The organism is Lacticaseibacillus rhamnosus, assembly GCF_900636965.1.
GTDB classification, from domain to species: domain Bacteria; phylum Bacillota; class Bacilli; order Lactobacillales; family Lactobacillaceae; genus Lacticaseibacillus; species Lacticaseibacillus rhamnosus.
In genome coordinates this window covers 2,741,226-2,766,919 of sequence record NZ_LR134331.1, presented here as the reverse complement: position 1 = coordinate 2,766,919, position 25,694 = coordinate 2,741,226, and the positions used below count along the sequence as shown (strand labels likewise).

The following is a 25,694-nucleotide window of genomic DNA, read 5'->3' as shown; positions in this document are numbered from 1 at the left end:
CATGAACTTAACCCCAAACTATTATAAAAATCGTGTCGCTCTAAATGTGCTCGCTGGTTCCGTCGACAATGCCAAAGACATCTATGAAGCTGCGGAAGGCCATGTGGTAGTCGGCGTTTTGACCAAGAACTACGCAACCGATGAAGCGGCGATTGAAGATATGAAAAAATATCAAGCCGTGACCGCTAATGGGTTATCGGTTGGCTTAGGCGCAGGCGACCCGAATCAAAGCGCCATGGTGAGTCGGGTTTCGCAAGTCTTGCAGCCCCAACACGTTAATCAAGTCTTCACCGGCGTTGGTACCAGTCGCGCACTTTTAGGCCAAAATGAGACCGTCATTAATGGCTTGGTCTCACCAACTGGCAAAGTCGGCATCGTTAATCTTGCCACTGGACCGAAAAGCAGCCAAAAACCGGCCGCAGAAGTTCCGGTTGAAACCGCCATTGCCCTATTGCAAGACATGGGCGGCACCAGCTTCAAGTTCTTCCCCATGGGCGGCTTGAAGCACGAAGCTGAATTCCGCGCAGTGGCCAAAGCCTGTGCCGCGGAAGGCTTTAACCTCGAACCTACTGGCGGCATCGACTTGGATAATTACGAAGCGATTCTCCAAATTGCCTTGGATGCCGGGGTTAAACAGGTCATCCCGCATATTTACAGCTCGATTATTGACAAGGCAACTGGCTTGACGCGACCGGAAGACGTGACCAAGCTGTGGGAGATGACCAAGCGTCTGGTGGATGCGAGTGAGTTGGTTGCGGCGGATTAGTGACAGAGGTTTACTTCTGACTGTGAGACTCTCTGACTGACGCATCAAGAAATACAATCCAAGCATTAAAAAACGCCTGAAATCATTGAGATTACGGGCGTTTTCATGTTTTGTATGGCATAATAAACAAGACAAGAAAGTGAATGACGGTTGGCAAATCCAACGTATTGTGAGGTGGTCGCCTATGCGCGATGATCAAAATCTATACGGAAGGAGGTGCCTAGTTGTCTGTTGCTGATGCGTTGATGCTGATGCTGGTCTTCGGTGATTTCGTATTATCGTTGATTGCGCTGATCATCACCATTATGCTGATAATACAAGACAATCAAAAAGACCGTCGCTAATCTTTTGGAGAAGATGACGGTCTTTTGATTAGTCAACTTAATGCCAACCGTCTTGAACGGTCTTGTCAGGGGAGTATCGGCAGCCACCGATGCTCCCTTTCGTGTTTTATTATAGCATGGTGCCATTGGAGGTAGCAATCCTAGACAATCAAAAAGACCGTCGCTAATCTTTTGGAGAAGATGACGGTCTTTTGATTGCAAATCTTATGTCAACCGTCTTGAACGGTCTTGTCAGGGGGAGTATCGGTCGCCACCGATGCTCCCTTTTGAGCATGGAGCTTTTGGAAATAGTACATAGTAGACAATCAAAAAGACTATCGCTAATCTTTTGACTGAAACAATGGTAGCATGCCGCAGATAGTCATCGCAATGTTTTTGCTTGGTGTATTTCTCGTTCGCAAAGAAACCGTTTACACGACTTTCTCTTTTCCTGTACAATAAAAAATAACACCCGTGAAGTTACGGGGTTTCAGTCAAATTCAGAAGGGGATGGCGATTAATGTTCGGGTTGTTCAAAAAAGAAAAGCGTGACGTTTTCACTGCACCGGTGACAGGCGAGCTAATGCTGTTGGAGGCGCTCAAAGATGGCGTTTTTCGGAAAAGATGATGGGCGATGGGTATGCAGTTGCGCCTGAAGAAGGGCTAGTTTATGCGCCAATTTCAGGCGTCATCAGCTCGGTTTTCCCGACGAAACATGCCATTGGAATTACATCCGCAGCAGGACTTGAAGTGTTGGTCCACATGGGATTGGATACGGTTGAGATGGACGGGGAACCGTTTGAGACTAAGATTGCGGCAGAGGATGAAGTTCAGGCGGGTGATGTTTTATCGCAAGTCGATATTGCTGCGATTAAAGCCTCAAATCGTGACCCGGCTGTGGTGGTTGTGTTTACAAATATGGAGAAGGTGAAAGCGTTCGATGCGATTAAAGCGGGGCCGGTTGCGCATGGCGATCAGGTTACGATATTGACGTATGCCGACTGAATATTTTCATTTGTGCAGGATTGGTTGACAAATCAGCATGACGAACAATGAAAGGATCGCTGACAATTGTGAAACTAGAAAAGCTGGTTGCGGGGAAGAGCTTGACGGAGACTGAGTTCACGGTTTTGCAGTATCTGGTAGCCAACATTGACCGTGTGTTAGATCTGGGTGTGCGCGGCGTGGCGAAAGCGAATTACACATCGGCCGCGACCGTCATGCGGTTAGCACACAAAATGGGTTATCGCGGTTTCGTAGAGATGCAGTATAAGTTGATGACGATGTTGCGCCATGGCGAGGCCGGCTCACAATCCGTTGAGGCTGCTGACGATCCGTTGCAATCAGCGGTGCTTGACCAAAATGATGTGACGACCATTCGCGCAGTGGCTCAACAAATCGCGGCGATTGAAAATCAATATTTGTACCTGTATGCGGCTGGTTTTTCAGGCGTAATTGGGCAGTATATGTTTAAAAAATTTCAGATTCTAGGTAAGCGGTGTTTCTTTTCAACTCCGGGGGATTCGGCTGCGTTGTTGGAGAATTATTTAGAGGATTTGGGATTGTTTATCGTTGTTTCAAAATCTGGCGAGACGCAGAGTGTGATTGATAAAGCGGCTTTAGTCAGCAGTCTGCCGGTTCCCGTCGTTGCTTTCACAGGCAACGCAGACAGCACTTTGGCTAAAATGGCTGATTGGACGCTTAAAGTCGCAGATGATTTCCCGCTGGATGAGGTAAATCAACGGGCATCGCTGTTTTACCCGCAGATGCTGGCCTTGTTTGAGCTGGTGATCGGCGAGGTGGAGAAACTGAATTAGCGGGTTCGGTGACAAAAGTGATGCATGACGCGGGAAGGCTGTATAAAAGTACGGCCTTTTTAGTTTCAAATATGATACACCCCAAGATCGGCTAACGCTTCTCGGAGCGAGCTGATGAACGTATCGCAGTCACCTGCATCTAAAGCGCTTAGTGCAGCGTGAATAAGCGCATGTCCCTTTTTCGATTCGCCGGTTTTTTCTAGCAGAATCCCTTTGTAGTACTTCAAAAGAATTCTTTCCAAGAGAAACGATTCCGGTAAGTCTTTTTGTTCTAAAAGGGCAACGGTTTTTAAAGCCGTCTGGATGCGATTGTGGCGGATCAAGACGGCGATGGTGTTGAGCAGGACATTGATACAGGTTTCGTATACCGTGATTAACCCAGTGTAAAGAGAGCATTTTTCTAACAGCGTCTGGGAAAAGATGACAATGGCGTCGATTGGCAACTGTGTCATAGTGTTGCCGTATAAGATCAACTCAAAGTTACCCCAGTCTTCACACTTGAATAGATAATCAGTGAGGACGTGTAGGTCGACTTTAGCGGATAAAGGTTGTTTTGCGGTTTCGGCGAGGATGCATGCGGCCATGATCCAATTGAGTTGATCGAAAAGTGATTGCGACTGTTGCCAGCGTTCGTATTGTTCATTGGCCAAACGCTTGAGCCCCGGCACGTTTTGAGCTAATGCGCACGCGGTAACTTTTTTCAGAAAGCGATTGGTATGAAGTGGCTTGAAGTGATTCATCACGATCATAAATTCATAAGGCGTGACGTAGATGGCATCCAGTAAATGAAAAAAGCGGGTCGTGGACAAATCAGAGGTGCCGTTTTCAAATTTTGAAATCATGCCTTTTGACACGACATCGTCTGCCAGTGAGCTCAGACTAATACCGCGCGCCTCACGTAAATATCTAAAAGTTGCGCCAAAGTTTTTCATAGTTAGTTACTCCCTGTTTCATTTTCGAAACACTATGATTCCTCCCCAGTTTAGCGACTAAAGTAAGCAGTATCAAGAAAACCTAGTTGTGGTGGTGTCGGGATAACGATGCTTGATAGGGGAGATAGACTATGAAGAACTTCTTAATGCAACAGCGTGGGCGGACATGTCTTAATATTGTCTGGATTATCGTTAATGTTTTGCTATATACTGGGACGTCGGTGCTATTAACATTTACCACCGATGCCGTTTTTTCCAAGAATCTGCTGGCACTGGTTGAATGGTCGGTGGTTAACTTGCTTGTCTGGATGACGTTTCTTGTCAGCAACTACTTTCAGACTGTTTTTCAGGAAAAGCTAACCCAGCGCATCTTGGTGGCGGTTCGCAGTACCATTTCGCGGAAAATCGCCGGTAAATCCTACGAACAATATCATCGGCAGACAACGGGAGAATATCTTTCAGAATACGTGAATGATGCCGGAAACATCGAGGTGAACGCGATCAAAAAGTTCTTTGCGTTGATTTCCAGCGCGGCTACCGTCCTCTTTGCGACCCTGGCACTTGCCGCCTACCACTTGCTGTTCCTGCCTGTCATCTTCGTGCTAGTCATCTTGATGTTAAAAGGACCTTCGTATTTAGAAAAATCGATGACCACTGCTACAAAACAGTTGTCAGATGGTAACGCTGCCTTTTCGAATCAACTAACCAATGTACTCAACGGGTTTGACGTATTTTCCAATGCAAATCAGCTGAGGCAATTGTGTCGGCTTGTGAAAAACGCAGCGCAAAAATATGGTCATACTAAAGTTGCTTACACGCAAACTAATACCCGAGTTTCAAATCTAATTGCCGCCTTGAGTATCTTTTGTCAGGTTATGGTGGATGTGGTCACCAGTGTACTGGCCATCTTAGGTGCGATTCCGCTTGGGGCTATTAGTTCAACTGGGAATATTGCTGCCAGCGTGTTCAACTCAATGTCGAGCCTAAGCAACGATGCCGTTCAGATTAAATCAACGCGGCCACTATTTGACAAGATTGCTGCGAGAGCGGTTAACAATGAAGCTGCCAGCGAGTCAATATCAGTCCCGACTTTTCAGCGCGCGCTAAAAATTGTGAATCTGAGTTACGCTATTGACGGCAAAAAGATTTTTGATCACCTGAATCTGATATTTAACCGCGGCGGCAAATACGCCATTGTTGGCCGCAGCGGGGTGGGTAAAAGTACCCTGCTCAAGATTTTGAATGGGCAAATTACGGATTATCACGGCCATGTTTATCTTGATCATCACGACATTCGAACACTAACCAGAGCACAGCTGACGGGAATCGGTCAGTACATTGATCAAAACGTATACTTATTTAACGACTCAGTTGAAAACAATACTGCACTTTGGCGAAAGAAAAAACATGCAGACAACTGGCTACAAAAAGCACTGAAGAAAGCACAAGTTGACTTTGTGAAATCACCCCACCAGCTGATCAAAGAAAACGGCGAAAACTTGTCAGGTGGACAAAAGCAGCGACTGGCATTGGCAAGATTCTTTTATGCACCAAAACCAATCGCTTTACTCGATGAAGGGACGTCTGCACTTGATCCAGAAACAGCCCAAGCCGTTACCAAAGCATTTCTTGATGATCCCGATACGACGCTGATTGAAGTGAGTCATCATCTTGATGCGAAGTTGCGCGCGGAGTATGACGGCGTGATTGAATTGGGGAAGTAGTGCTTGCAAACAAGTAATATTAAGGAATTATCAGACATTTAAAATGTAAAGAAAGCTGTACGCGAAAAAACGTATGGCTTTTTATCTGGCTTTCGTGAGCTGAATGGAACCTGTTCCAAGCGAGCGTAACGCGTTCCCAATGACTTTGAAAGGGTTTTCATACAACCAATACTTTGTTAAGTTTAAACCAACAACGATATCAGGTTACTAAATATACCTATCGGAGAGGTGAAAAGGGATGAAGCAAAAGGTCATGGATGGCTTACAGCGATTTTCAAAGGCAATGTTTGTGCCGGTGCTAATTCTACCGATTGCGGGTATTTTGATCGCGATCGGCAATATCTTTACGAATCAAAAATTGCTTGAAGTTGTCCCATTTATGAATAATCCAGTGACCAAGGGCTTTGGTTTGATTTTGTCGGGGTCATTGGTGTCAATTCTGACCAATCTTGGGGTGATTTTCTGTGTGGGGTTAGCGGTTGGTTTGGCGAAGAAGAAAAAAGCAGAGGCCGGATTCACGGCTTTGCTGACTTTCTTAGTTTTCATCAATGCCATGAATAAGTTTATGGAGCTGCGGGGAATTCTTTCCAAAGCTGAGAATCTTCAAGGAACCGGCCAGGCAGCGGTGCTTGGGGTTCAGATTCTGGATATGGGCGTTTTTCTGGGCATTATTCTCGGTATTACGGTTGGTTATATCCATAACAAATTTGTTGATACTGAATTCCACAGTGCATTTCAGATTTATGGTGGCAGTCGTTTTGTCTTTATTGTACTGATTCCGGTGACGGTTTTATTGGCAGTCGCACTGACCTATGTGTGGCCATTCATCCAAATGGGTATTTCCGGTTTGGGCCACGTAATTAATCAGACCGGTAACTTTGGGTTATTCCTTTATGGGTCACTGGAACGATTGCTGATTCCGACCGGCTTACACCACCTCATTTACACGCCATTTCTCTATACCTCGCTTGGTGGGGTTGAAGAAATCGGTGGTCACATTTTTGAAGGTGCCAGAAATATTTATTATGCGGAGATGGCCGATCCTGGTATTCACCTACTATCACGCTCGGTTATCTGGGATGCACGTGGTATTTCGAAAATGTTTGGTTTGATCGGCGCATGTTTAGCGATGTATCAAATGGCGAAACCGGAAAACAAGAATAAAGTCAAGGCAATCCTAATTCCTGCCGTTGTGACTTCTTTCTTAGCTGGTGTCACCGAACCAATCGAGTTTTCGTTCATGTTCATTGCCCCATTACTGTTTGTCGTTCATGCTGGGCTGAGCGGTTTGAGCATGGTCGTCTTGAACCTCCTTAACGTTCGGGCAATTGGACCAAATGGCTTCCTTGATTTTCTGCTGTATAACCTGCCACTGGGTATCGGAAAGACTCACTGGCCGATGTATATACTCGTCGGGATTGCCTTTTTCTTCATTTATTACTTTACGTTCAGGTTTTTGATTGGACGATTCAACTTGAAAACCATTGGGCGTGAGCAAGATACCGAAGAAACCAAACTTTATAGTAAAGCCGATTATCAGGCGAAGAAGCAAACGCCACCTGTACAAGTTCCCAAAGGTGCCCAAGATGTGCCAGTCGCGACCATTATTGAAGCACTTGGTGGAGCGGACAACTTTGAAAGTGTGACGAATTGTTATACCCGCTTGCGAACGGTTTTAAAAGATCCGGATCTGGTTGATGAAGCGACATTAAGGAATGTTACCGGCGCCAGTGGGGTGATCAAAAAAGGCAACAATGTCCATGTTGTCTATGGATTAGCAGTCACTAAAGTAAGAACCGCGGTGGATGCCGCATTAGGTTTCGACACAGCAGAAGTTGAATAGGAGTGTTTATGATGACCCAGACTAAGAAGTTTTCAATTGTGATTGCAGGCGGAGGCAGTACCTATACAGCAGGCATTGTCATGATGCTGCTGGAAAATGCGGATCGTTTTCCGTTACGGGCTTTGAAGCTGTACGACATTGATGAAGCCCGCCAAGCGATAATTGCCAAGGCGATTGCCATTGAATTAAAGGAAAAAGCACCTAATATCGAGTTTACTTGGACGACTGATCCCCAAACCGCCTTTACCGATGTTGACTTCTGTTTTGCACACATTCGCTCTGGTGGCTACAAGATGCGGGAACAGGATGAAAAGATTCCATTGAAGCATCACGTTGTCGGACAGGAAACCTGTGGCCCAGGTGGAATTGCCTATGGGATGCGCAGTATCGGCGACATCATTGAACTCATTGACTTTATGGAACGGTATTCACCGGATTGTTGGATGCTAAATTATTCCAATCCAGCATCGATTGTGGCCGAAGCGTGTCGCCGGCTGCGGCCAGATGCCAAAATTTTGAATATTTGCGATATGCCGGTTGGAACTCAGCGGCGGATGTCACAAATTGTTGGCTTACAACCAGAAGATTTAGAGGTGCGCTATTTTGGCATGAATCATTTTGGCTGGTGGACGAGTGTCAAGGATAAAGTCGGCCATGAATATTTACCACAGATTCGAGACTATGTAGCGCATCACGGTTATCTGACCCAAGTAGAAGTGGACACGCAGCACATGGATGCGAGTTGGCAGGCGACCCACAAAAAAGCTCAGGATCTGCTTGCGGTGGATCCTAACTATCTGCCAAATACGTACCTCAAGTATTATTTATACCCGGATTATGTTGTTGCCCATTCGGATCCTGAATACACGCGCGCTAATGAGGTTGAGGACGGTCGAGAAAAGCGTGTTTTCACGGCCGCACAAAAGATCATTGATGCGGGTACTAGCGAGGTCGGCGCGTTTCCAATCGACAGTCACGCCTCATTTATCGTGGATCTTGCCTGTGCAATTGCCTTTAATACACATGAACGCATGTTGCTCATTGTGGAAAATAATGGCGCAATCGCCAATATTGATGACGACATCATGGTGGAAGTGCCTTGTATCGTCGGAAAAGATGGTGCCGAACCGTTAACGCAAGGGAAAATTCCATTGTTTCAGCGCGGGATGATCCTCAATCAGGCGATGGTAGAGAAGCTGGTAGTGGACGGGTGGATTCATCATGATTATCAGGAACTCTGGCAGGCACTTACGCTATCGAAGACGTTGCCTAGTGCTCAAGTGGCAAAAGAAGTGCTGGATGATTTGATTGTGGCGAATCGAGAGTACTGGCCTGAACTGCGGCATGCTGATCATGAGGTTCATTTGATGAGTGAAAGTCCTGTAAGTGAAAGTTGATCTTGAGCCAAAGCGCTTTTGCTAGTGGCATGACGCGATCTGTGTAAGTACTGAATACGGTTATCAAACCATTAAGCTGTAAAAAAGCCATGCGTGAAAAAATGCATGGCTTTTTTCTTGGTTTACATGAGGTAAGAGTAGGCTATTTCAAGTGAATGCGCATGATCCTAGTCGTGGTGAAAAGAATTTTTTGCAGTGGGCGGAAAAGTTAACACTAAGCGTTATAATTACGCCTTCATATGCTTAGCGAGAACTCTTAAAAGGAGTGTCATATGCTGAGTTAAGGGGGGAAAGCATGTAATATCATTAACGTGCTAATAGTGACGGGCAAATTCGAAAGCCTTAAACTTGGTTTGAATTAGCGCTAGTCAACTCGATAAGGATATCTGGACAGACTTTTACGCTTTATCAAGTATGCGGGAAATTGTTTAGAAACTGGTTTCTCACCTGATATAGCAAGAAGGGTCTGCTGGACGAGATGAGAAACAAATGCCGGTTTGTCAAATGAGACAGTTGCGAGCGTTGGTGTTACTGTGCTGGATTGAATCGAATCTCCGAATCCAACAATCGAAACGTCTTCAGGAACACGAATACCCGCGCGTTGCAACATGGACATAACTTGTAATGCCATCCGATCATCGTGCACAACGATGGCAGTTGGTCGGAGTTCTTTATCTACATCAATAAAATGCATACGCACTCTTTCAATAACGGCTCGTAGTGACTCTGAGGATTGGTAAGTTTCCATATAAGAATTTAAAGCAACCTCAGGATGTTGCTGGTATGCACGGATAAAACCATTCATTCTTAAAACACTACGCATATCGTCTACCTGAAAGATTCCTAGTAAGCGTTTATGGCCCATTTGAATAACTTCACTTGTGACAGCCGCTTCACTGTCAGCATCCGTCAAAGAGAACAAAGGGGCAGATACTGAAGGATAGGAGGAAAATAAAAAGAATGTGAAAATCTTATTCACTTGCATTTCTCCTAATAGTTTTAAGCTTTGTGTGTTTACAGCACTTTGACTGGGTTCGATAAGTACAGCATCTGCATTTAGATCGTAAAAAGACCGTAGCGACTCATATTCCGATTGTGGTGAGTTATGAGTTTCAACCGTAAACAAAGTATAGCCTTTTTTAAAAAAAGCTGTGCTTATAGTATTTAAAAGACCGTTTTCTGTGAGATCACCAGCTGTGACTAAACCAACAGCATGCGAGAGTGTCTTTTTTTTGTACGCTTTATTTACAAAAGTACCGCCGCCTTGGACTTTATAAATGATACCTTGCTTTTGTAATTCCTCGGTTGCTTTGCGCACAGCATAACGACTGGCTCGATATTTGGCCATCAGGCTATTTTCAGTCGGTAACTGATCATCCACCAAGCCGCCTTCGCTGATGAGTGCTCGCAAATCATCTGCTATACGTTTTGAGTTGTTCATTATTTATTCGCTCATTTCTATCGAAAGGGAAATTCTCACCCTAAGATTAACGGAAAAAAAGGACTTGGTCAATGTTGGAGAAGGTGCAGAAAAACCTACCCCAAGATTCGTTCACAATTATTCGAACAAATTCCATAAATTTATTGACAAAGGTCTGATCGAAGATTACTATGAAAGCGAATTCAAAAACAAGGGAGGGCTATTATGGTCACAATTATTTTAACCAGTCATGGATCATACGCTCAAGGAATCTATGACACATTGGCATGTTTTTCAAAGGATTTAAATAATGTTCATACGCTTTGTCTGGGTGATGACAGTATTTATGACTTTAATGCCAAAGCAGAGTCATTGATAGCTTCAGTGACTGGGGATGTCTTAGTAATGGCTGATATGTTTCAAGGCACACCTTTCAAAACTTTTTATACACTTTTGCGAGACAGAAAAAACGCGAAGATTGTTGTCAATATAAGTTTTGTGGATGCTTTAACGGCGTTGTTAAATCACCAGAATGAATTGAGCTTCGTGGTTCAGCAAGTTCTTGACAATCCGGGAGTACAAGAAGTCTCGACTGGTGCGCTGATTCAAGATACCAGGCCGGACGACGAATAGGGGGAGAAGTTGTCATGCATGTAACAATCATTCAGTCAATCTTAGTTATTATATTTGGCTTCTTTATGAATTACGAACGCTGGGTTAGCGCAATTGGACTTTGGCAAGCATTACTTTGCGGTGTCATAACCGGACTTTTATGTGGGGATGTGACGACCGGACTGTATGTTGGCGGAACATTACAATTGATGACACTGGGAGTCAGCAGTTTTGGAGGCGCTTCCGTTCCTGATTATCCAGCTGCGGCAATTGTTGGAACATATCTTGCAATTGCAACGGGCATCGGTGGAAAAGTCGGGGTTACAATCGGCATCCCAGTAGCAATTGTGATGGTTCAACTAGATGTTTTGCTAAAAATGGTTAATGTTTATTTCCAACATCAAGCAGAAAAAGCGGTGGGAAATCGTAATTATAAGATGATAGGAATTTGGCAATGGATTGCTATTATCTTGACGATGTGTGAAACAGGGATCCCTATTCTCTTGACAGTTATTTTTGGTAGAGGGCTTGTTGTTACTGCGTTTCAATATGTTCCACAGTGGTTGCTTTCAGGACTTCAAGTTGCGGGTGGCTTATTGCCAGCAGTCGGGCTAGGTATCTTGTTACGGACGATGCCAGTAAAAAAACAGTGGCCAGCTTTGCTTATTGGGTTCTTACTAGTGGCATATATAAAGGTGTCTGTCCTAGGTGTAGGTTTGTTCGGCGTTGCAGCGGCATTTGTGTACTATAAATCAAAGCATCGAGTGACCACACACAATACAAAAGCACCAACGGCTTCAATTAAAGGTGGCAACGGAGAGGAGATTAGTGGTGATGAGTGATCAAAAGCAGAATTTAACAAATGCAGAAATGAGACAGGTTGAAAAGTTGCCTAGTAACATTAAACGTCGAGTGCTGACTCGCTTTGTTTTTGGTGGTGCAACGGGGTCATTAAACTATGAAAAAATGATGGCACTGGCATATTGCTACTCCGTACTTCCGGCAATGAAGTTTCTGTATCGTCAAAATCCAGATGGGTTGCAGAAGGCTTTGCAGACACAGTTGGCATTCTTCAATACAAATGGGATTATGGCACCTTTTGTAATTGGAGCCGATCTTGCAATTGAAGAAAGCCAAGGCGTTAATTCACTTCCGACAGTAACAGGGATCAAAACCAGTTTAATGGGGCCGCTCGCGGGAATAGGGGATACGCTATTACTTTCGACTCCAGGAGCTATTTTTGGTGGCATCGCGGCTTCCATGGCTGTTAAAGGAAATCCAGTTGGGGTTATTCTTTGGCTGGTTGTTATGGTTGCAATCAAGTGCTTGGTTATCCCGTTGTATAAGATGGGATATAATTCGGGCGCTAAACTTGTCACGACACTGCGAGACGAGTTAACTTCAATCACTGATGCAATTTCTGTGGTTGGGTTGATGGTAGTTGGTGCATTGATTCCAACGGTGATCAATGCAACAGTCAAAGCTAAGTATGTTGCTGGGAAATTAGTAGTGAATGGACAGCATGTGCTTGATTCGATTTTGCCGGGCATGATTCCAGTTCTATTGGTGTTACTGGTTTATTGGTTACTTGGTAAGAAGCGTATGACGCCAGTACGTATTATTCTTGTTGTGCTTGTTTTGTCGATTGCATTATCGGCAATAGGATTCTTATAGGTCGGTCGTAGAAAAAGGAGGTTCGCAAATATTGAATGATGTTGTTGATATTCGAGTTGACGATCGCTTGATTCATGGACAAGTAGCCGGACTTTGGACAAATCGACTAGCGGCTACCCGAATCATGGTCATTGATGACGAAGTTGCAAACGATAATGCTCAAAAAGAGTTGCTGAGAATGGTGGCCCCAGCGAGTGTGAATACGTCAATTATCACAGAGGAAAAAGCCTTTAATAATCTTTCAGCAAATAGGTATGCTGGTCAACGAGTTTTTGTATTAGTCAAGAGCCCACTTGTACTGAAACGACTATTTGATAGAGGATTGAAGATCCATACCATCAATTTAGGAAATGTGTCAAAACGAGACGATCGGAGGACAATACTTCCCGGAATTGCACTGAATGACAGGGAACGCGAGGCATTGTACAGTCTTATTAATCAAGGAGTTACGGTAACTGCCATCAAGACGCCAACGGATCCGCGTTTAATTGTTACCGAAAAAATGTTGAGGGGAAATGAATGACGAATTTTAAGACGCTTAAGCAATATACCTTCGGAGATACAATCTTACATTAGTGCCTGGTGATTTAGGCTGCGGTTTCTGGCCGAATTTCAGTCACTTTATAGTTGATTTGATAATGCAGGCCACCCTGTTCGACCACAATAGAAATTGGTACAGAAAAAAGCTTAAGGAGGAGGTCGATATTTGCCAATGCAATCGCGCTATCCACCGTTACCACCAAGGACTCAGCCGTTCTGGTGTTCACTAAGTCAAGCCCAAGTGAACCTTTCAAGAAGGCAAACTTGCGCTCAATGGCACCGCGACGGTTTTCCGCACTGACATCGGCTTTGCGCTGTTTCGGATCCACATGTTTGGGCTTTCGACCCAGCTTTGGCCCATTAAGTTTAATGCCTAGCTTCTTACACAGATTGATGTTATCTCGCGTGCGATAGAGAGTATCGACCAGCACCTCATCCGGATATTCACCCACTAGGTCAAAAGCATGGTCAAGCGTTACTTCAAGATCAGTGCTTTCGTTAAATGAATTGAAGTCGAAACGCTCTACATCAATCACGCCATCCAACATGGAACAGTCAATCTTGGCGCCAAACTCAACGGACTGCTTTGCCTTACCTCGCACGATTGGCCGGATATACGGCTGTTGAAGGCTAACGATGCGATTCTCGACATGGTGAGTGTGGTTCTCAAACATGAAGAGCTGCTGCTCATAGACTTGTTTAATCACTTCCAGACGCTGTGCTTGCCAATCAGTGAGCTGACCGCCTTGCGCAAGCAGTTCCGCCACATATCGCAGATCTCTTCGGATGTATTGTAGCTGAGCCTGAAGCTGTTTGCGGCGTTCCTTGTTTTGACGCCGCGGTTTCCTCGAAAAAGCGGTCCACTTACCTTTTGCTTCACGTCTGTACGTCCGCGGAATTTCCACACCTAACCCGTGGGCCAGATCTGTGACCATTTGTTCGAGATTCAAACGACTCTGGTTAAGCAGCGTTGTATCTTGGGGATACTTGATCTTGACCGGAACGGCAGTCGCATCACTAATCAAAACATGTGTCCCCTCAGGTAGATCGGCCTCCAACCGCTCGCGCGTGAAGTCATTAGTAATGTTGCGGATCAAATCTGAGATGGCTGAAAGCCGTTGGCGAAAGTGCACCAACGTTGTGTGTTCAAATGGCTTCTTAGCGCGATATTCGGGTAATCCGATGAAGTACTGATAGGCTGGTGTATCACGGATATCGTCGACAACTTGGCGGTCGGTCAGGCCTTTCTTCAACTGGATCAACGTTGCGCCATAAAGCAATCGAAATGGCTTCGCTGCTCGGCCGGTTTTTGAAGGGAACTGTAATTGGTATGCCTCTTCAAGTTTGGCCCATGGGATCAATTCTGCATATTGAACCCACTCGTTGTCCGGGCTGAGCGGTGTTCCCAGAGCGCTTCCAAAGGATTCAAGTGATAGTTGCGTTGCTTTTTGACGATAAACCATGATCAATTCCTCCGATAGGTCAGCGATAAGTGCAAGGGTAAATCCCAAAGCATAGGCATTTCGGGCAAATAAGGCTTACACTTATTATACACTTAACTATTGTCAAAGCCTATCATGAAAGTACTTTTATAGTTTTTCACCATCCACTACATTACTTGATTAACGATGCTCAAGTAGTTGAATGGATGGTCTACCCTAAAGATATGGCGAATCAAGTTGTGTTACGTCAGAACCAAAATAGCGGTTTTTCTCTCATTCAGGCGAAATTGGTCCAGGATCCGTACGACAAAAACTTCTCTAATGGATTAACTATGTTCAATTCGGCAACAAGTCGGAGCATACGCTTTGTAAAACAAGAGGAGCACTTTAGCAAGGACGAAGAAAAAATCACAACAATCTGTCGAGACAGTCACGGAAATACTTATCGACATGATGTGTCTTGGGTACCAGGATCAAAACGGCTAAAAGTAAGAGTGTCATTTACTAATACTTCAGGGCATGACCAGCAATTATCGTGGCTACCTTCAATAGTGCTAAGCAATATAAGTCCCTTCTATGAACAAGTCCCAACTGGTGTATTGGATCTTATCCGAATTCGCTCAAAGTGGGCGATGGAGGGGCGTCTGGACCAAAGACCTGTTGAATCATTCGAATTGGAGGAAAGTTGGAAGCCCTCTGGTTTGGCGCTAGTTCAAATTGCCCAATATGGAACAATGCCCGTTCGTCAATTTTTCCCATATTTGGGGTTAAAGGACAATAGATTTGATGTCACTTGGTTAATAATGCTAGAGGGAAAAGCTTCATGGCAGTTGAATGCCGCAAGACTTGATAATCGGTTAGTTCTTTTTGGAGGATTACCTGACGCTGATAACGGACATTGGTATAAAGATGTTGCAGTAGGAGAGACATACACAACACCTTTTGCCTATATTACTGTAGGACACGATGAATTACTTAAATGTAGTAGGAGATTACAAGCACCTGTGCAAGAGGATACGTTGCCAATCTTCTACAATGAATGGGGGACAACTTGGGGGCGGCCAAATGCCCATTTGATTAGTGAATCGTTGCCTCTGCTTAAGCAACATTCAATAGATGGTTATATCATTGACGCTGGCTGGTATAAGTCGAAAACATCGGATTGGGAGCAAAGTCACGGTGATTGGCAAGTTGACATGATGCGTTTTCCCGGCGGTTTTAAGCCAGTTGTGGAAGAGATTCATCAGCAGGGTATGGAGGCAGGATTATGGTTTGAAATGGAAACTGTCGGGCGTTTGAGTGAAAAATTTCAAGATACTGAGTCTTTGGTGCAAAGAAACGGGCATGTTGTAACAACATTGAAACGCCGCTTTTTGAACATGACAAATTCCAACGTACAGGCCTATCTCAACAGACATGTTTTGGAACTTCTACGTCAAAATGCGTTTGATTATTTAAAGATTGACTATAACGACAGTATGGGTGTAGCAACTGATGACGCGGAGTCTGGTGCAGAGGGACTAGAAAAAAACATTTCGGCAACGCTGAAGTTTATTGATAAGTTGCATCATGAAATACCCGGGCTTGTTATTGAGAATTGTTCTTCTGGTGGGCATCGTCTGACCCCAGCATTTATTGAGCGAACGGAACTATCCTCATTTTCGGATGCCCACGAAACACATAGCATTCCAATTATTGCTGCTAACGAGTGGCTTGTTATTCCAGCTTCCAAAAATTTGATTTGGTGCGTACTACATGCTGATGACACGCTTGAAGAAATGTATTTTCATCTAATTAGCACCTTTTTAGGACGCGTCTGCCTTTCAGGTGACATTCGGCATCTGTCAACAGATCAATGGCATGCGGTAGATCAAGCGTTGACATTTTATCGCGCTAATCAAAGATTGATTGCTCATGGACAACCATTCCGTTTTGGTTCATCAATATTAAGTTATCGTAATCCACAAGGGTATCAAGTTTGTGGTTTCACTGATAAAGAAACATTGGATGAAAGCGGGCGTCTCTTGCTAATAGTCTTTGGCTTTAATTTGTCAAACAGTGAAGATGTTGATTTGCGTTTATCGAGTCATGAGTGGCAGGTTCAAGACATCGTTGGGGCAAAGAAAATTGGACTGCAGAGCGACAAAACAAATTGGCACGGATCAATTCCGGCAAATTGTTATACAGCTAAAGCAATTACGTTTGTACGGAAAAGAGAAATTGAACATTTCCCAGCTTAACTTTTTTGTTAGTATATCTGCATGTTGTCTTTTATAAGACAGCATGTTTTTTATATGTGGTCGAGAAATAAAGCCATACTAAGCGAATGACGCAAATGAGAAAATAAAAGGATTTATTTTTCGAGGCATAGATCTCCTTGTAGCCACATCTGGCGGATACCAAGCTTTTTCGTTTGATTGCGCTTTCATATAACCGGTGATAAGCTCACAAAGGTTATTTCTTAAACAATGGTAGCTTGTAATTAGCCTTTGGGGTGTAGTTATACGAGGAGGAAGATGATGAAGCGTTGCCTATTTGGAGTTGGAGCGTTTGTTCTTGCATTAGGGATGGCGGTTGGTCTGAAGGTTCAAGCAGAAATTGACCCTGATACACGAGTTCCTAACACCGTTCAGCGTGGAAGTGTTCAAAGAACTCTTGGTCAATCTGACCAAAATGTTGACACAGGGACCAATAGAACAACGGCAGACGAGACCCAGTTCAGTTTAATGCGTTCACGATGGCGCAACCGTTTAATGGCAAGGAATCCAGACCTAAACAATCCGAATGTCAATGCGTATTTAATCGATTTAGCAGGCCAAAGCAAGACACTTTGGAATACGATGGATCGACGCCCTGATCGTAAGCGTTTGTGGGCCAAGAAGAGTTCGGATACGACATCAGCCGATTATACAACGACTTTTACTAATATAAAGTTGCTGACACTTGGTTACTACAATCCTAAGAGTGAGCAGTATCAAGACCCCGCCGTTTATCGAGCGATTCTTGATGCCATCGACTTTATGATCAACGTCAAGCAGTACAATGGAACCTTTTCAACTGGAAACTGGTGGGATTGGCAAATAGGAGCAGCTCAACAACTTGATGATACATTGATTTTGCTCTATGACGATTTACAGCAACAGGATCCTCAAAGATTGAGGAGGTTTGTTCAACCATTATTGGGTTATGCAAAAGATCCAAATATTCAGTGGCCAAAATATACGGCAACTGGGGCTAATTTGACCGATATTTCAATTTCTGTTCTTGCTAGCGGCTTATTGTTGGAAGATGATCATCGTGTCGCACTGGTTCAAGCCAATTTACCTAAAGCGATGGGACTTGTTACCGCTAAGGACGGTATTTATGCAGATGGCTCATTTATACAGCACACTTTTTTCCCGTACAATGGTAGTTATGGAAATGAGATGATCAAGGGGATTGCACGTATTTCGTCTACTCTTGTCGGAACACCATGGGCAATCAGTGAAGTTCAATTTGCTAATGTTTTTAATTTGATCGACAAAGGCTTTCTTCAACTAATGGTCAATGGGCGAATGCCGTCTATGGTCTCAGGCCGAAGTATTTCCCGCGCACCCGGCACAAATCCTGAGACTACAGAACTAGAGACAGGGAAGGAAACTTTAGCAAACTTAACCTTAATTGCTGAAGCCGCACCAGCGGGATTAAAACAAAAAATCTACCAAGCAGTGGCAACCTGGGTAGCGCAGGTGGGGGATTATTATAACTTCTTTAATAACCCTCGAGATTATGCGGCTTTAAATGGACTGAAGACAGCCCTGAGTCAAGCAACTGCACAAGAAAATGATCAAGATTCTTTGAATGTCTATGGCTCAATGGATCGTGTGATGCAGAAAACGTCAAAATACGCGGTTGGACTTGCTATGTATTCAAATCGAATTGCTAATTTCGAGTATGGTAACACTGAAAATGCTCATGCTTGGCATACGGCTGATGGGATGCTCTATTTGTATAATCGCGATTTCAATCAATTTGGTGAGGGCTACTGGACGACAGTTGATCCCTATCGATTACCTGGTACAACTGTTGACACGGCACCACTTGCAGACGGTGCCAAGTCTTCTTCTAGAAGTCCTCAGTCATGGGTCGGTGGTGCAACAGATGGGATCGTGGCAAGCGTAGGGATGGTGTTAGATAAGACAAATGAAGGTCAGAACTTAAAAGCAATGAAATCGTGGTTTTTGCTTAATGACCAAATTGTCAATCTTGGCGCGGGTATCTCTGGCACGACGAAAGCAGATATTGAAACAATCCTTGATCAACGCCAAATTGACCCACTGACAACTAAGATCACCATAGATGGACACACGTATGTAAATCAAGAAACGGCTAAAAATTGGGTGAATTTGAACACCAACGATCCGAGCAATAATGTCGGTTATATTATTGCAAAAGATAATGATCAAGTTGATATTAGTCGTGCAACAAGAACCGGTTCCTATAAGGACATCAATGGCTATTTTCCGTCTGACACTGTCTATCGTCATCATTATGTTACGTTAGCAGCTAAACATGGCTCCGCAGTTAAGGATGGCAAGTATGAATATGTGACCGTTCCAGGGGCAAGTGATTCAACAATTGCCGCCTTAGCTAAAAAACCAAAGTATCAAGTGTTGGCCAATACTAATGAAGTACAGGCGATTAAGACTCAAGACCAGATTATGGCAAATATTTGGAATAAGGCCAGTTTACTTGGTGGATTACTTGAGATTGATCAACCGGTTTCGCTTATCATAAAAGATCTCGGTGAGAATACTTACCAATTAACGGCTACCGATCCACGACAGTCTGATGACCCAATCAACTTCAATTTCAAATATCCTGTTCACATTCGCAAAAAGCAGGCAGATGGTTTTTCTGTCAATCAGGATTTGCTGACGCTTAAGACAAAAGGACTGGCCGGTGCTAGTCGTTCTGTGGTAGTTACGGTTGATGTTCCTACTGATAAGGCTGCTTTGGAGGGGTTAATCTCACATGCGGAAAATGTTAGGGCAATAGATTATACGCCTTCCAGTTATAAAAAGTTGATAACCGTGCTGGCAAGTGCAAAAGCAGTCTATGCGAATGCAGCAGCAAAACAAGTAGTTGTGGATCAAGCAAAGGCAGCGCTTGAGGATGCGTTAAAGAAATTAGTGAAAGTTGCTGATACTAGTGCACTTAAAACCGTCTTAGCCATCATTAATAAGCTTAAGGGTGAAGTATACACATCTGAGAGTTGGCAGAAGCTTCAGGATGCCTTGATATTTGGAAAAGTGACACTCAAGAATGTAGAGTCAACTCAAGAAACGGTTGATTATGCTACCAAATTGTTAGTTGAGGCGCAACGTGCTTTGATTAAAAAAGACGTTAACGAAGCAAGCAAACATGGCCAGACAACAAGACTAGGCAAGAATAGTGAAGATAGCCGTCACGATCCGGAAAAAATGCCAAACACCGGTGAGAAAGGCAACTTCATTTTCATCATAATCGGCTTTACCATTATCGTGCTGACTGGTATCGTAATGTTTGTATGCGAGAAAAGGGAGAACCAGACGAACTAGATGCAACGGGTAAATATAAGTGGTGAGTATAAAAGAATTGCAAAGCATCCGTTTATAAACTCGCAGTAGTGTCTGTTTTCTTTCGCTAATTAGCAGATTTATCGGAAAAATTGAAAACTTTAATTTGTTGTTTTCTTCACAAATCGCCATCTACACCACAATTCATATTATAATGAAGATAATAAAGCGAAAAGGATGGTTAACCATGGACCAGAATAAGTTGAAGCAAGAAGCCGCTCAACGGGCAGCAGAGTTTGTTGAAGACGGGATGACAATTGGCTTGGGAACGGGCTCGACGGTTTTTTATCTCGTTGAAGCCATTGCAAAGCGGATTAAAGAGGAGCATCTTAGTCTGAATGGTGTGGCCACAAGCATTCGGACGCGGAAACAGGCGGAGTCGTTGGGGATCCCGATGAAAGAACTGGACGGGGTTGACAAAATTGACCTCACCATTGACGGTGCCGATGAAGTCGACAAGCATTTTCAGGGTATTAAAGGCGGCGGGCGCTCACATCTGATCGAAAAAATTGTTGCGATTAATTCGGCACGTAATATTTGGATCGTGGACGAAACCAAACTGGTGGACACACTTGGAAAGTTTCCGTTGCCGCTAGAAGTGATTCCGTTTGGTAGTGGCAAGCTGTTACAGCGGTTGGCGGATGAAGGCCTGAAACCAGCTTATCGTTTGAATGAGGATGGCAGCAAAGCTTTGACGGATTCTAAGAATTACATTATCGATCTGCATCTTGGCCGGATCGAACACCCGCATTTGTTGGCAGAATGGCTCAATAAGCAGGTTGGGATTGTCGAGCACGGATTGTTCCTTGATCTGGTTAAAACGGTGGTTGTCGGAACAACGCATGGTCCGGAAATTTTGGATGCTCATCGTGGATAGAACTCAAAAACGGTATCCCCCCAAAGGTAGATACCGTTTTTTGCTACCCAATTTAACCTTTAAACGCTACTTATAAAACCTACTGCTGACGACTTTACGTAAGAAACTCCATCTTTTCAACGATTCACACCACTGCTGGTATTCATGATTGCATTGATGTCTTTGTCAGTGACGAGATTCAAATCACCACTAATAGTCAGCTTGAGGACGCTGGCGGATATAGCATAGTCGATCATTTTTTGCGGATTAAAATCTTCTATGAAACCATGAACAAGACCTGCGCCAAAAGCATCCCCAGAGGCGACACCCTCAAAAACATGCATGTTAAAAATTGGTCCCTGATATGCCGCGTCATTTTGAACGAGCAGTCCGGTCCATTGGCTCTTTTCAACTGAGTAGATGTTACGAACCACACTGGCAACTGTATGAACGTTTGGCCAGCGATTGATGACTTCGAACATGCCACGTTTAAAATCGTCAATCTGATCAATCCCAGTGGCCATGTTACCATCAAAAGCTTTAATTCCTAATGTTGCCTCAAAGTCTTCATCGTTGGCGATACAAACATTAATATAAGGCATGACCGTTTTGAAATAGGTTTGTGCTGTTTCGGCTGTCCACATTTTCCCACGGAAGTTCATGTCACAGACGACGGTTATCTTGTGATTGGCACAGTAGCGACATGCATCAAGAATGGCTTGTTGCAGTTCTGATCCGATTGCTGGTGTAATTCCGGAAAAATAAAAATAATCAACATCCTGAAGCAGAGATGGCCAGTCAAACTCAGATGCCTTGACAGTCGCAAAAGCACTTCCCGCGCGATCGTAAACGACATTTGTATTTCGGACACTAGTACCCTTTTCAAAGAAGTAAATTCCTAGACGATTACCGCCCCAAAGAATTTTGGTCGTATTGACGCCAAAGCTACGAATAGTATTCCGTGCAGTTGAACCTAATGGATTGTCAGGAAGCTTGGTCAGGTATTGCACTTGATCGCCAAGTAAAGAAAGCGATACAGCAGCATTAGCTTCTGCGCCACCATAGTTTGCCTCAAAATTGGATGCTTGAAAGATCCGTTGATGGTCAACTGGTTTGAGCCTAAGCATCGTTTCTCCAAAAGTTAGAACAGTTGGCATTTTTTCATCTCCTAGATTGTTTGATTTGATCAACTTTTTTGCGATATTTAAGAGCAGTTGCTGTGACTTGATCAAAGTTACCATGGGCAGCGGCTTCTACGAGATTTGAACCAGCACCCACAAGCGTAGCACCAGCACTAAACCAAGCTTCCATATTATCGAGAGAGACGCCGCCAGTTGGCATGATAGCAAGTGTTGGAAATGGGCCCTTCAAAGCTTGAATCATAGGCAGTCCAGCTACACTGCCTGGGAAGATTTTAACTAGGTCTACGCCGGCTTCGAGTGCCTGCTGAATTTCAGTTGGCGTGAAGACACCTGGTGTATAGGGGATAGCATAAAGATTACATATTTTTGCGACATCCGGGTTGAAACTTGGACTTACAATGAACTTTGCACCAGCAAGGATGGCTAAACGTGCAGTGACCGCATCAAGAACAGTACCTGCACCGATGACGATGCTTTTCTGAGAGTCGTACTTTTCGGTAAGTTCTTTGAGTGCCTTATCTGCATGAGGGATTGTGAATGTAAACTCAATTCCGGTAATACCTCCGGCGATAACAGCATCACAAGTTCTGATTGCAGCTTGCAGGTTTTCACCCCGGATAACGGCAACGCAGCCGGTGTTTATTAACCGGCTTAGAAAGGTGTATTTTTGCAAGGGGCCTCCTTCTTTTTTCTATAGGATAACAACGAAAGCTCCGAGATGGACAATATGCCGCCTCGGAGCTCGCGTAAATTGTCAGCTTTGTAATAGAGAGTCAAACAGTAAAGTGATGATCAGCTAACAAGGAAACCACCGTCAACAGGGATGATGGCACCATTAATGTAATTTGCGGCATCGCTTGCCAGAAAGACTGCAATCCCCATTAACTCATAGGGTTCACCCCAATGTCCCGCAGGAATACGACTAAGAATATCATCATTGCGGTTCTTATCGGCGCGCACAGGTGCTGTGTTTTCCGTCTTAATATAGCCGGGTGCAATAGCGTTAATCTGCACATTATAAGGACCCATTTCGGAAGCAAACGCCTTTGTTAAGCCGGCAACACCATGCTTACTTGCAGTATAAGAGGGAATATACTTACCGCCTTGGAACGAGAGCATGGAGCCAATATTGATGATTTTTCCTGACTTTTGTTGGGCGAATACTTTTGAAACTTCTAGAGACAAATGGTACACAGCGCTGAGATTAATCGCGATAACCTGATCCCAGTCTTTGTCTTTTGATTCTAATAATGGATTACGCCGGATCATACCCGCATTGTTGACCAAAATATCGATATGGCCCATCTGCTTTAGTGCTTCCTTAACGACTTTTTCAGCACTTCCTGGCTCAGTTAGATTAACCTCCATGAACGCAACCTTTTGACCACGTTTTTCGATTAACCGCCGTGTGTTATCCCATTCTGCTCGGCCAAAAGTTGGAATGAAAATATCCGCTCCGGCTTCTGCCATTGCAACAGCATAACCTTGACCTAATCCTGTATTTCCACCCGTAATAATTGCGACTTTACCATTAAGATTAAATTGGGTCATCTTAAAATGGTCCAGTTCTTCTTCATGTTGACGAATTTCCTCTTCAGTTTGGTGAATTTCACTCATTTTAAGCACTCCTTCAAAATTGATAACACTTGATTAGCGTAATTCATTCATTGCTACTTGATCCATGTCATCGTATGTTTGATTCTCCCCACACATTGCCCAAATGAAGGCATAGTTTGTGGTTCCAACCCCACAGTGAATGGACCAACTTGGGTTAACAACAGCTTGTTCGTTGAATAGCGTAATATGCCGTGTTTCATCCGGCTTGCCCAAAAAGTGAAAGACTCGCGTTTCTGGATCGGCAAAATTGAAATACATATATGTTTCCATGCGTCTTGCGTGCGTATGGGCCGGCATCGTATTCCAAGAAGAGCCGGGTTCTAATACGGTATATCCCATTTGTAATTGACAAGTATCCATTTGCGAAGCGTCAATATATTTGTAAATAGTTCTTTTATTGAGATGTTGCTGATCGCCCATTGGTTTCGCAAGTGCGGTAGCAAATGGCAGTTTTTTATTCGGATAGGTTTTATGTGCTGGCGTTGAAACTACGTAAAACTTCGCAGGATGGTCGCGGTCTTCCGAAGTAAAGACAACTTTTTGGGTTCCCATGCCAATGTAGTAACCATCTTGGTTGGACATGGCATCCTTCCGTCCGTCAATTGTAATTGCGCCAGCACCGCCAATATTGATGATCCCTAACTCGCGCCGTTGAAGGAAGAAATCCACACCTAATTCTGTTGATAATTTAATTTCAAGTGGTTCGTCTGTTGGCATGACACCTCCGAAAATCATTCGATCATTGTACGTATAAGTGAGTAGGATATCTCCGGGATTGAAGATCTTTTCCATCAGGAATTCGTGGCGCAACTTGGATGTGTCATAATGCTGAATATCTTCTGGACTATGTGCGTAACGTGTGACCATGCTAAAACTCAAAATGATCCCTCCAATATTTCTTATATAGAAACTTGATTTCCTTTATGCTACGACAACAATATAAAACGTTTTCAAGAAGAAGGCAAGCATCAAATTGAAAAAATTCAATTTGATGCTTGCCTTCTTGGCTTAATAAAAGGGCTGTTGAATTTGGCAGCCTTGTCGATAACTATTACCTGAGATAGTGTGGTGAAGGAAACCGAATGTGCAGTCAAATAACAGCGTTAATGGTTAAATAGCACTTTCGATTGCATGTTTTGTATCTAATAACATTCTGACAAAGGCGGAACGTCTTTCCTGAGGCATACGATATTTAGGAGCGCTAATACTAAACGCACCGTATAGTTGCCCATCACGAACAATTGACGCCCCGAGGCAGAAGACCTCCTCTTCGTTTTCTTCATTATCAACAGAAACGCCTAATTCTTTAATCGAGTTAAGGTCCTTTTGAAGCTTAGATGGTGTTGTGATCGTGTGGGGTGTCATTGGGACCATCTTAGTAGACTTGAAATAACTGTCTAAAGATTTGGACGAAAAGGTGGCAAGGATTGCTTTACCCATTGCTGAGGAATAAAGGTTCATGCTTCCACCGATCGTTGATTGTAGTTTAATGCTACGAGGGCTTTCTAGCTTTTCAACCAGGATGATCTTATTGTTTCGCTCAATACCTAGATTAATGGTCTCCTCGGTTTTGTCACGAAGGTCCTCCAAAAAAGGACGTGCAACATTGACAATGTTAAAAGTTGCTAGAGCTTTCTGCGCGTAAGGTATAAAGTGTGTTCCTAAAAAATAACGCTTAGAGTCGGTATCACGCCAGACAAAGCCAAGCGTTTCAAGTGTGCTCAGGATTTTTAAGGTTGTCGGTTTTGGCGAATGTAAACCACGACTGATATCAGATAAAGTTGGTGGATCATTTGCTGCCAACAGAAAGTCCAAGATTTCCTTGGCCTTGATTAAGACGGTTCCATATGGTTTAGACGCTTCTTTACCAGTATTCAAAGTAAAACCTCCGATTACAGTGATTTATTATTTAGAAATTTATAATCATTCTAAACGCTGCCTGTCCTAGAAAGCAATAACATATTTTTAATACCCAAGGAAAAAATATTGTGA

At 43.9% G+C, this 25,694-nt stretch carries 21 protein-coding genes and 1 pseudogene; 14 read left to right on the top strand and 8 right to left on the bottom strand.

The window, feature by feature from the left end; all coding sequences use genetic code 11:
- Position 1: 1 nt before the first annotated feature.
- From dagF to EL173_RS13945, 4 genes and pseudogenes are all read left to right on the top strand, one after another.
- The gene (dagF, locus tag EL173_RS13960) at positions 2-766 is read left to right on the top strand and encodes a 2-dehydro-3-deoxy-phosphogluconate aldolase (protein WP_005690798.1); all 765 of its coding nucleotides are present in this window, start codon (positions 2-4) and stop codon (positions 764-766) included.
- A gap of 224 nt (positions 767-990) precedes the next feature.
- On the top strand, positions 991-1,110 hold the full coding sequence (locus tag EL173_RS13955; protein ID WP_005690800.1) for a putative holin-like toxin: 120 nt from the start codon (positions 991-993) through the stop codon (positions 1,108-1,110).
- 499 nt (positions 1,111-1,609) lie between these two features.
- Positions 1,610-2,094: pseudogene (locus tag EL173_RS13950) on the top strand (PTS sugar transporter subunit IIA).
- Between the two features lie 47 nt (positions 2,095-2,141).
- On the top strand, positions 2,142-2,906 hold the full coding sequence (locus tag EL173_RS13945; RefSeq protein ID WP_005690805.1) for a MurR/RpiR family transcriptional regulator: 765 nt from the start codon (positions 2,142-2,144) through the stop codon (positions 2,904-2,906).
- Between the two features lie 65 nt (positions 2,907-2,971).
- On the opposite strand, the gene EL173_RS13940 is transcribed toward EL173_RS13945, so the two are convergent.
- Positions 2,972-3,838: a helix-turn-helix domain-containing protein gene (locus EL173_RS13940; protein WP_005690807.1), complete on the bottom strand. Its 867-nt coding sequence runs from the start codon at positions 3,836-3,838 to the stop codon at positions 2,972-2,974.
- Between the two features lie 131 nt (positions 3,839-3,969).
- Between EL173_RS13940 and EL173_RS13935 the strand changes: the two genes are divergently transcribed.
- The 3 genes from EL173_RS13935 to EL173_RS13925 all read left to right on the top strand — a co-directional run bounded on the left by EL173_RS13935 (position 3,970) and on the right by EL173_RS13925 (position 8,802).
- Positions 3,970-5,562: an ATP-binding cassette domain-containing protein gene (locus tag EL173_RS13935; RefSeq protein WP_005690809.1), complete on the top strand. Its 1,593-nt coding sequence runs from the start codon at positions 3,970-3,972 to the stop codon at positions 5,560-5,562.
- 238 nt (positions 5,563-5,800) lie between these two features.
- Positions 5,801-7,405, top strand: coding sequence for a PTS transporter subunit EIIC (locus EL173_RS13930; protein WP_005690811.1), 1,605 nt, complete (start codon positions 5,801-5,803; stop codon positions 7,403-7,405).
- A gap of 11 nt (positions 7,406-7,416) precedes the next feature.
- Complete coding sequence (locus EL173_RS13925; protein ID WP_014571681.1) at positions 7,417-8,802, top strand: 6-phospho-alpha-glucosidase; 1,386 nt, start codon at positions 7,417-7,419, stop codon at positions 8,800-8,802.
- Positions 8,803-9,166: 364 nt separating this feature from the next.
- Here EL173_RS13925 and EL173_RS13920 read toward each other — a convergent pair whose 3' ends face one another.
- A complete protein-coding gene (locus EL173_RS13920; RefSeq protein ID WP_014571680.1) occupies positions 9,167-10,243 on the bottom strand; it encodes a GntR family transcriptional regulator in 1,077 nt (358 codons plus the stop codon).
- A gap of 204 nt (positions 10,244-10,447) precedes the next feature.
- Between EL173_RS13920 and EL173_RS13910 the strand changes: the two genes are divergently transcribed.
- The 4 genes from EL173_RS13910 to EL173_RS13895 are packed head-to-tail and all read left to right on the top strand — an operon-like array spanning position 10,448 to position 13,031.
- A complete protein-coding gene (locus EL173_RS13910; RefSeq protein ID WP_005690818.1) occupies positions 10,448-10,855 on the top strand; it encodes a PTS sugar transporter subunit IIA in 408 nt (135 codons plus the stop codon).
- A gap of 14 nt (positions 10,856-10,869) precedes the next feature.
- Entirely contained in the window at positions 10,870-11,676 is an 807-nt protein-coding gene (locus EL173_RS13905; protein WP_005690820.1) for a PTS mannose/fructose/sorbose/N-acetylgalactosamine transporter subunit IIC, read from the top strand.
- Complete coding sequence (locus tag EL173_RS13900) at positions 11,669-12,508, top strand: PTS system mannose/fructose/sorbose family transporter subunit IID (protein WP_005690822.1); 840 nt, start codon at positions 11,669-11,671, stop codon at positions 12,506-12,508. The genes EL173_RS13905 and EL173_RS13900 overlap by 8 nt, the downstream gene beginning before the upstream one ends.
- 31 nt (positions 12,509-12,539) lie before the next feature.
- The gene (locus EL173_RS13895) at positions 12,540-13,031 is read left to right on the top strand and encodes a PTS sugar transporter subunit IIB (protein ID WP_005690823.1); all 492 of its coding nucleotides are present in this window, start codon (positions 12,540-12,542) and stop codon (positions 13,029-13,031) included.
- A gap of 64 nt (positions 13,032-13,095) precedes the next feature.
- Here EL173_RS13895 and EL173_RS13890 read toward each other — a convergent pair whose 3' ends face one another.
- Entirely contained in the window at positions 13,096-14,511 is a 1,416-nt protein-coding gene (locus tag EL173_RS13890) for an IS5-like element ISLrh2 family transposase (RefSeq protein ID WP_019728464.1), read from the bottom strand.
- Between the two features lie 185 nt (positions 14,512-14,696).
- Between EL173_RS13890 and EL173_RS13885 the strand changes: the two genes are divergently transcribed.
- From EL173_RS13885 to rpiA, 3 genes are all read left to right on the top strand, one after another.
- Entirely contained in the window at positions 14,697-16,730 is a 2,034-nt protein-coding gene (locus EL173_RS13885) for a glycoside hydrolase family 36 protein (protein ID WP_020752314.1), read from the top strand.
- Between the two features lie 279 nt (positions 16,731-17,009).
- On the top strand, positions 17,010-20,069 hold the full coding sequence (locus EL173_RS13880) for a polysaccharide lyase 8 family protein (RefSeq protein ID WP_014571679.1): 3,060 nt from the start codon (positions 17,010-17,012) through the stop codon (positions 20,067-20,069).
- 205 nt (positions 20,070-20,274) lie between these two features.
- On the top strand, positions 20,275-20,964 hold the full coding sequence (gene rpiA, locus EL173_RS13875) for a ribose-5-phosphate isomerase RpiA (RefSeq protein ID WP_014571678.1): 690 nt from the start codon (positions 20,275-20,277) through the stop codon (positions 20,962-20,964).
- Positions 20,965-21,080: 116 nt separating this feature from the next.
- Here rpiA and EL173_RS13870 read toward each other — a convergent pair whose 3' ends face one another.
- The 5 genes from EL173_RS13870 to EL173_RS13850 form a co-directional block, all read right to left on the bottom strand.
- Complete coding sequence (locus EL173_RS13870) at positions 21,081-22,100, bottom strand: sugar kinase (RefSeq protein WP_005690831.1); 1,020 nt, start codon at positions 22,098-22,100, stop codon at positions 21,081-21,083.
- Positions 22,101-22,104: 4 nt separating this feature from the next.
- Positions 22,105-22,758: a bifunctional 2-keto-4-hydroxyglutarate aldolase/2-keto-3-deoxy-6-phosphogluconate aldolase gene (locus EL173_RS13865; protein ID WP_005690832.1), complete on the bottom strand. Its 654-nt coding sequence runs from the start codon at positions 22,756-22,758 to the stop codon at positions 22,105-22,107.
- 119 nt (positions 22,759-22,877) lie between these two features.
- Positions 22,878-23,702, bottom strand: coding sequence for a 2-dehydro-3-deoxy-D-gluconate 5-dehydrogenase KduD (gene kduD / locus EL173_RS13860; protein ID WP_005690834.1), 825 nt, complete (start codon positions 23,700-23,702; stop codon positions 22,878-22,880).
- 33 nt (positions 23,703-23,735) lie between these two features.
- A complete protein-coding gene (gene kduI / locus EL173_RS13855; RefSeq protein WP_005690836.1) occupies positions 23,736-24,581 on the bottom strand; it encodes a 5-dehydro-4-deoxy-D-glucuronate isomerase in 846 nt (281 codons plus the stop codon).
- Between the two features lie 231 nt (positions 24,582-24,812).
- Positions 24,813-25,580, bottom strand: coding sequence for an IclR family transcriptional regulator (locus EL173_RS13850; protein WP_005690838.1), 768 nt, complete (start codon positions 25,578-25,580; stop codon positions 24,813-24,815).
- Between the last annotated feature and the right edge of the window lie 114 nt (positions 25,581-25,694).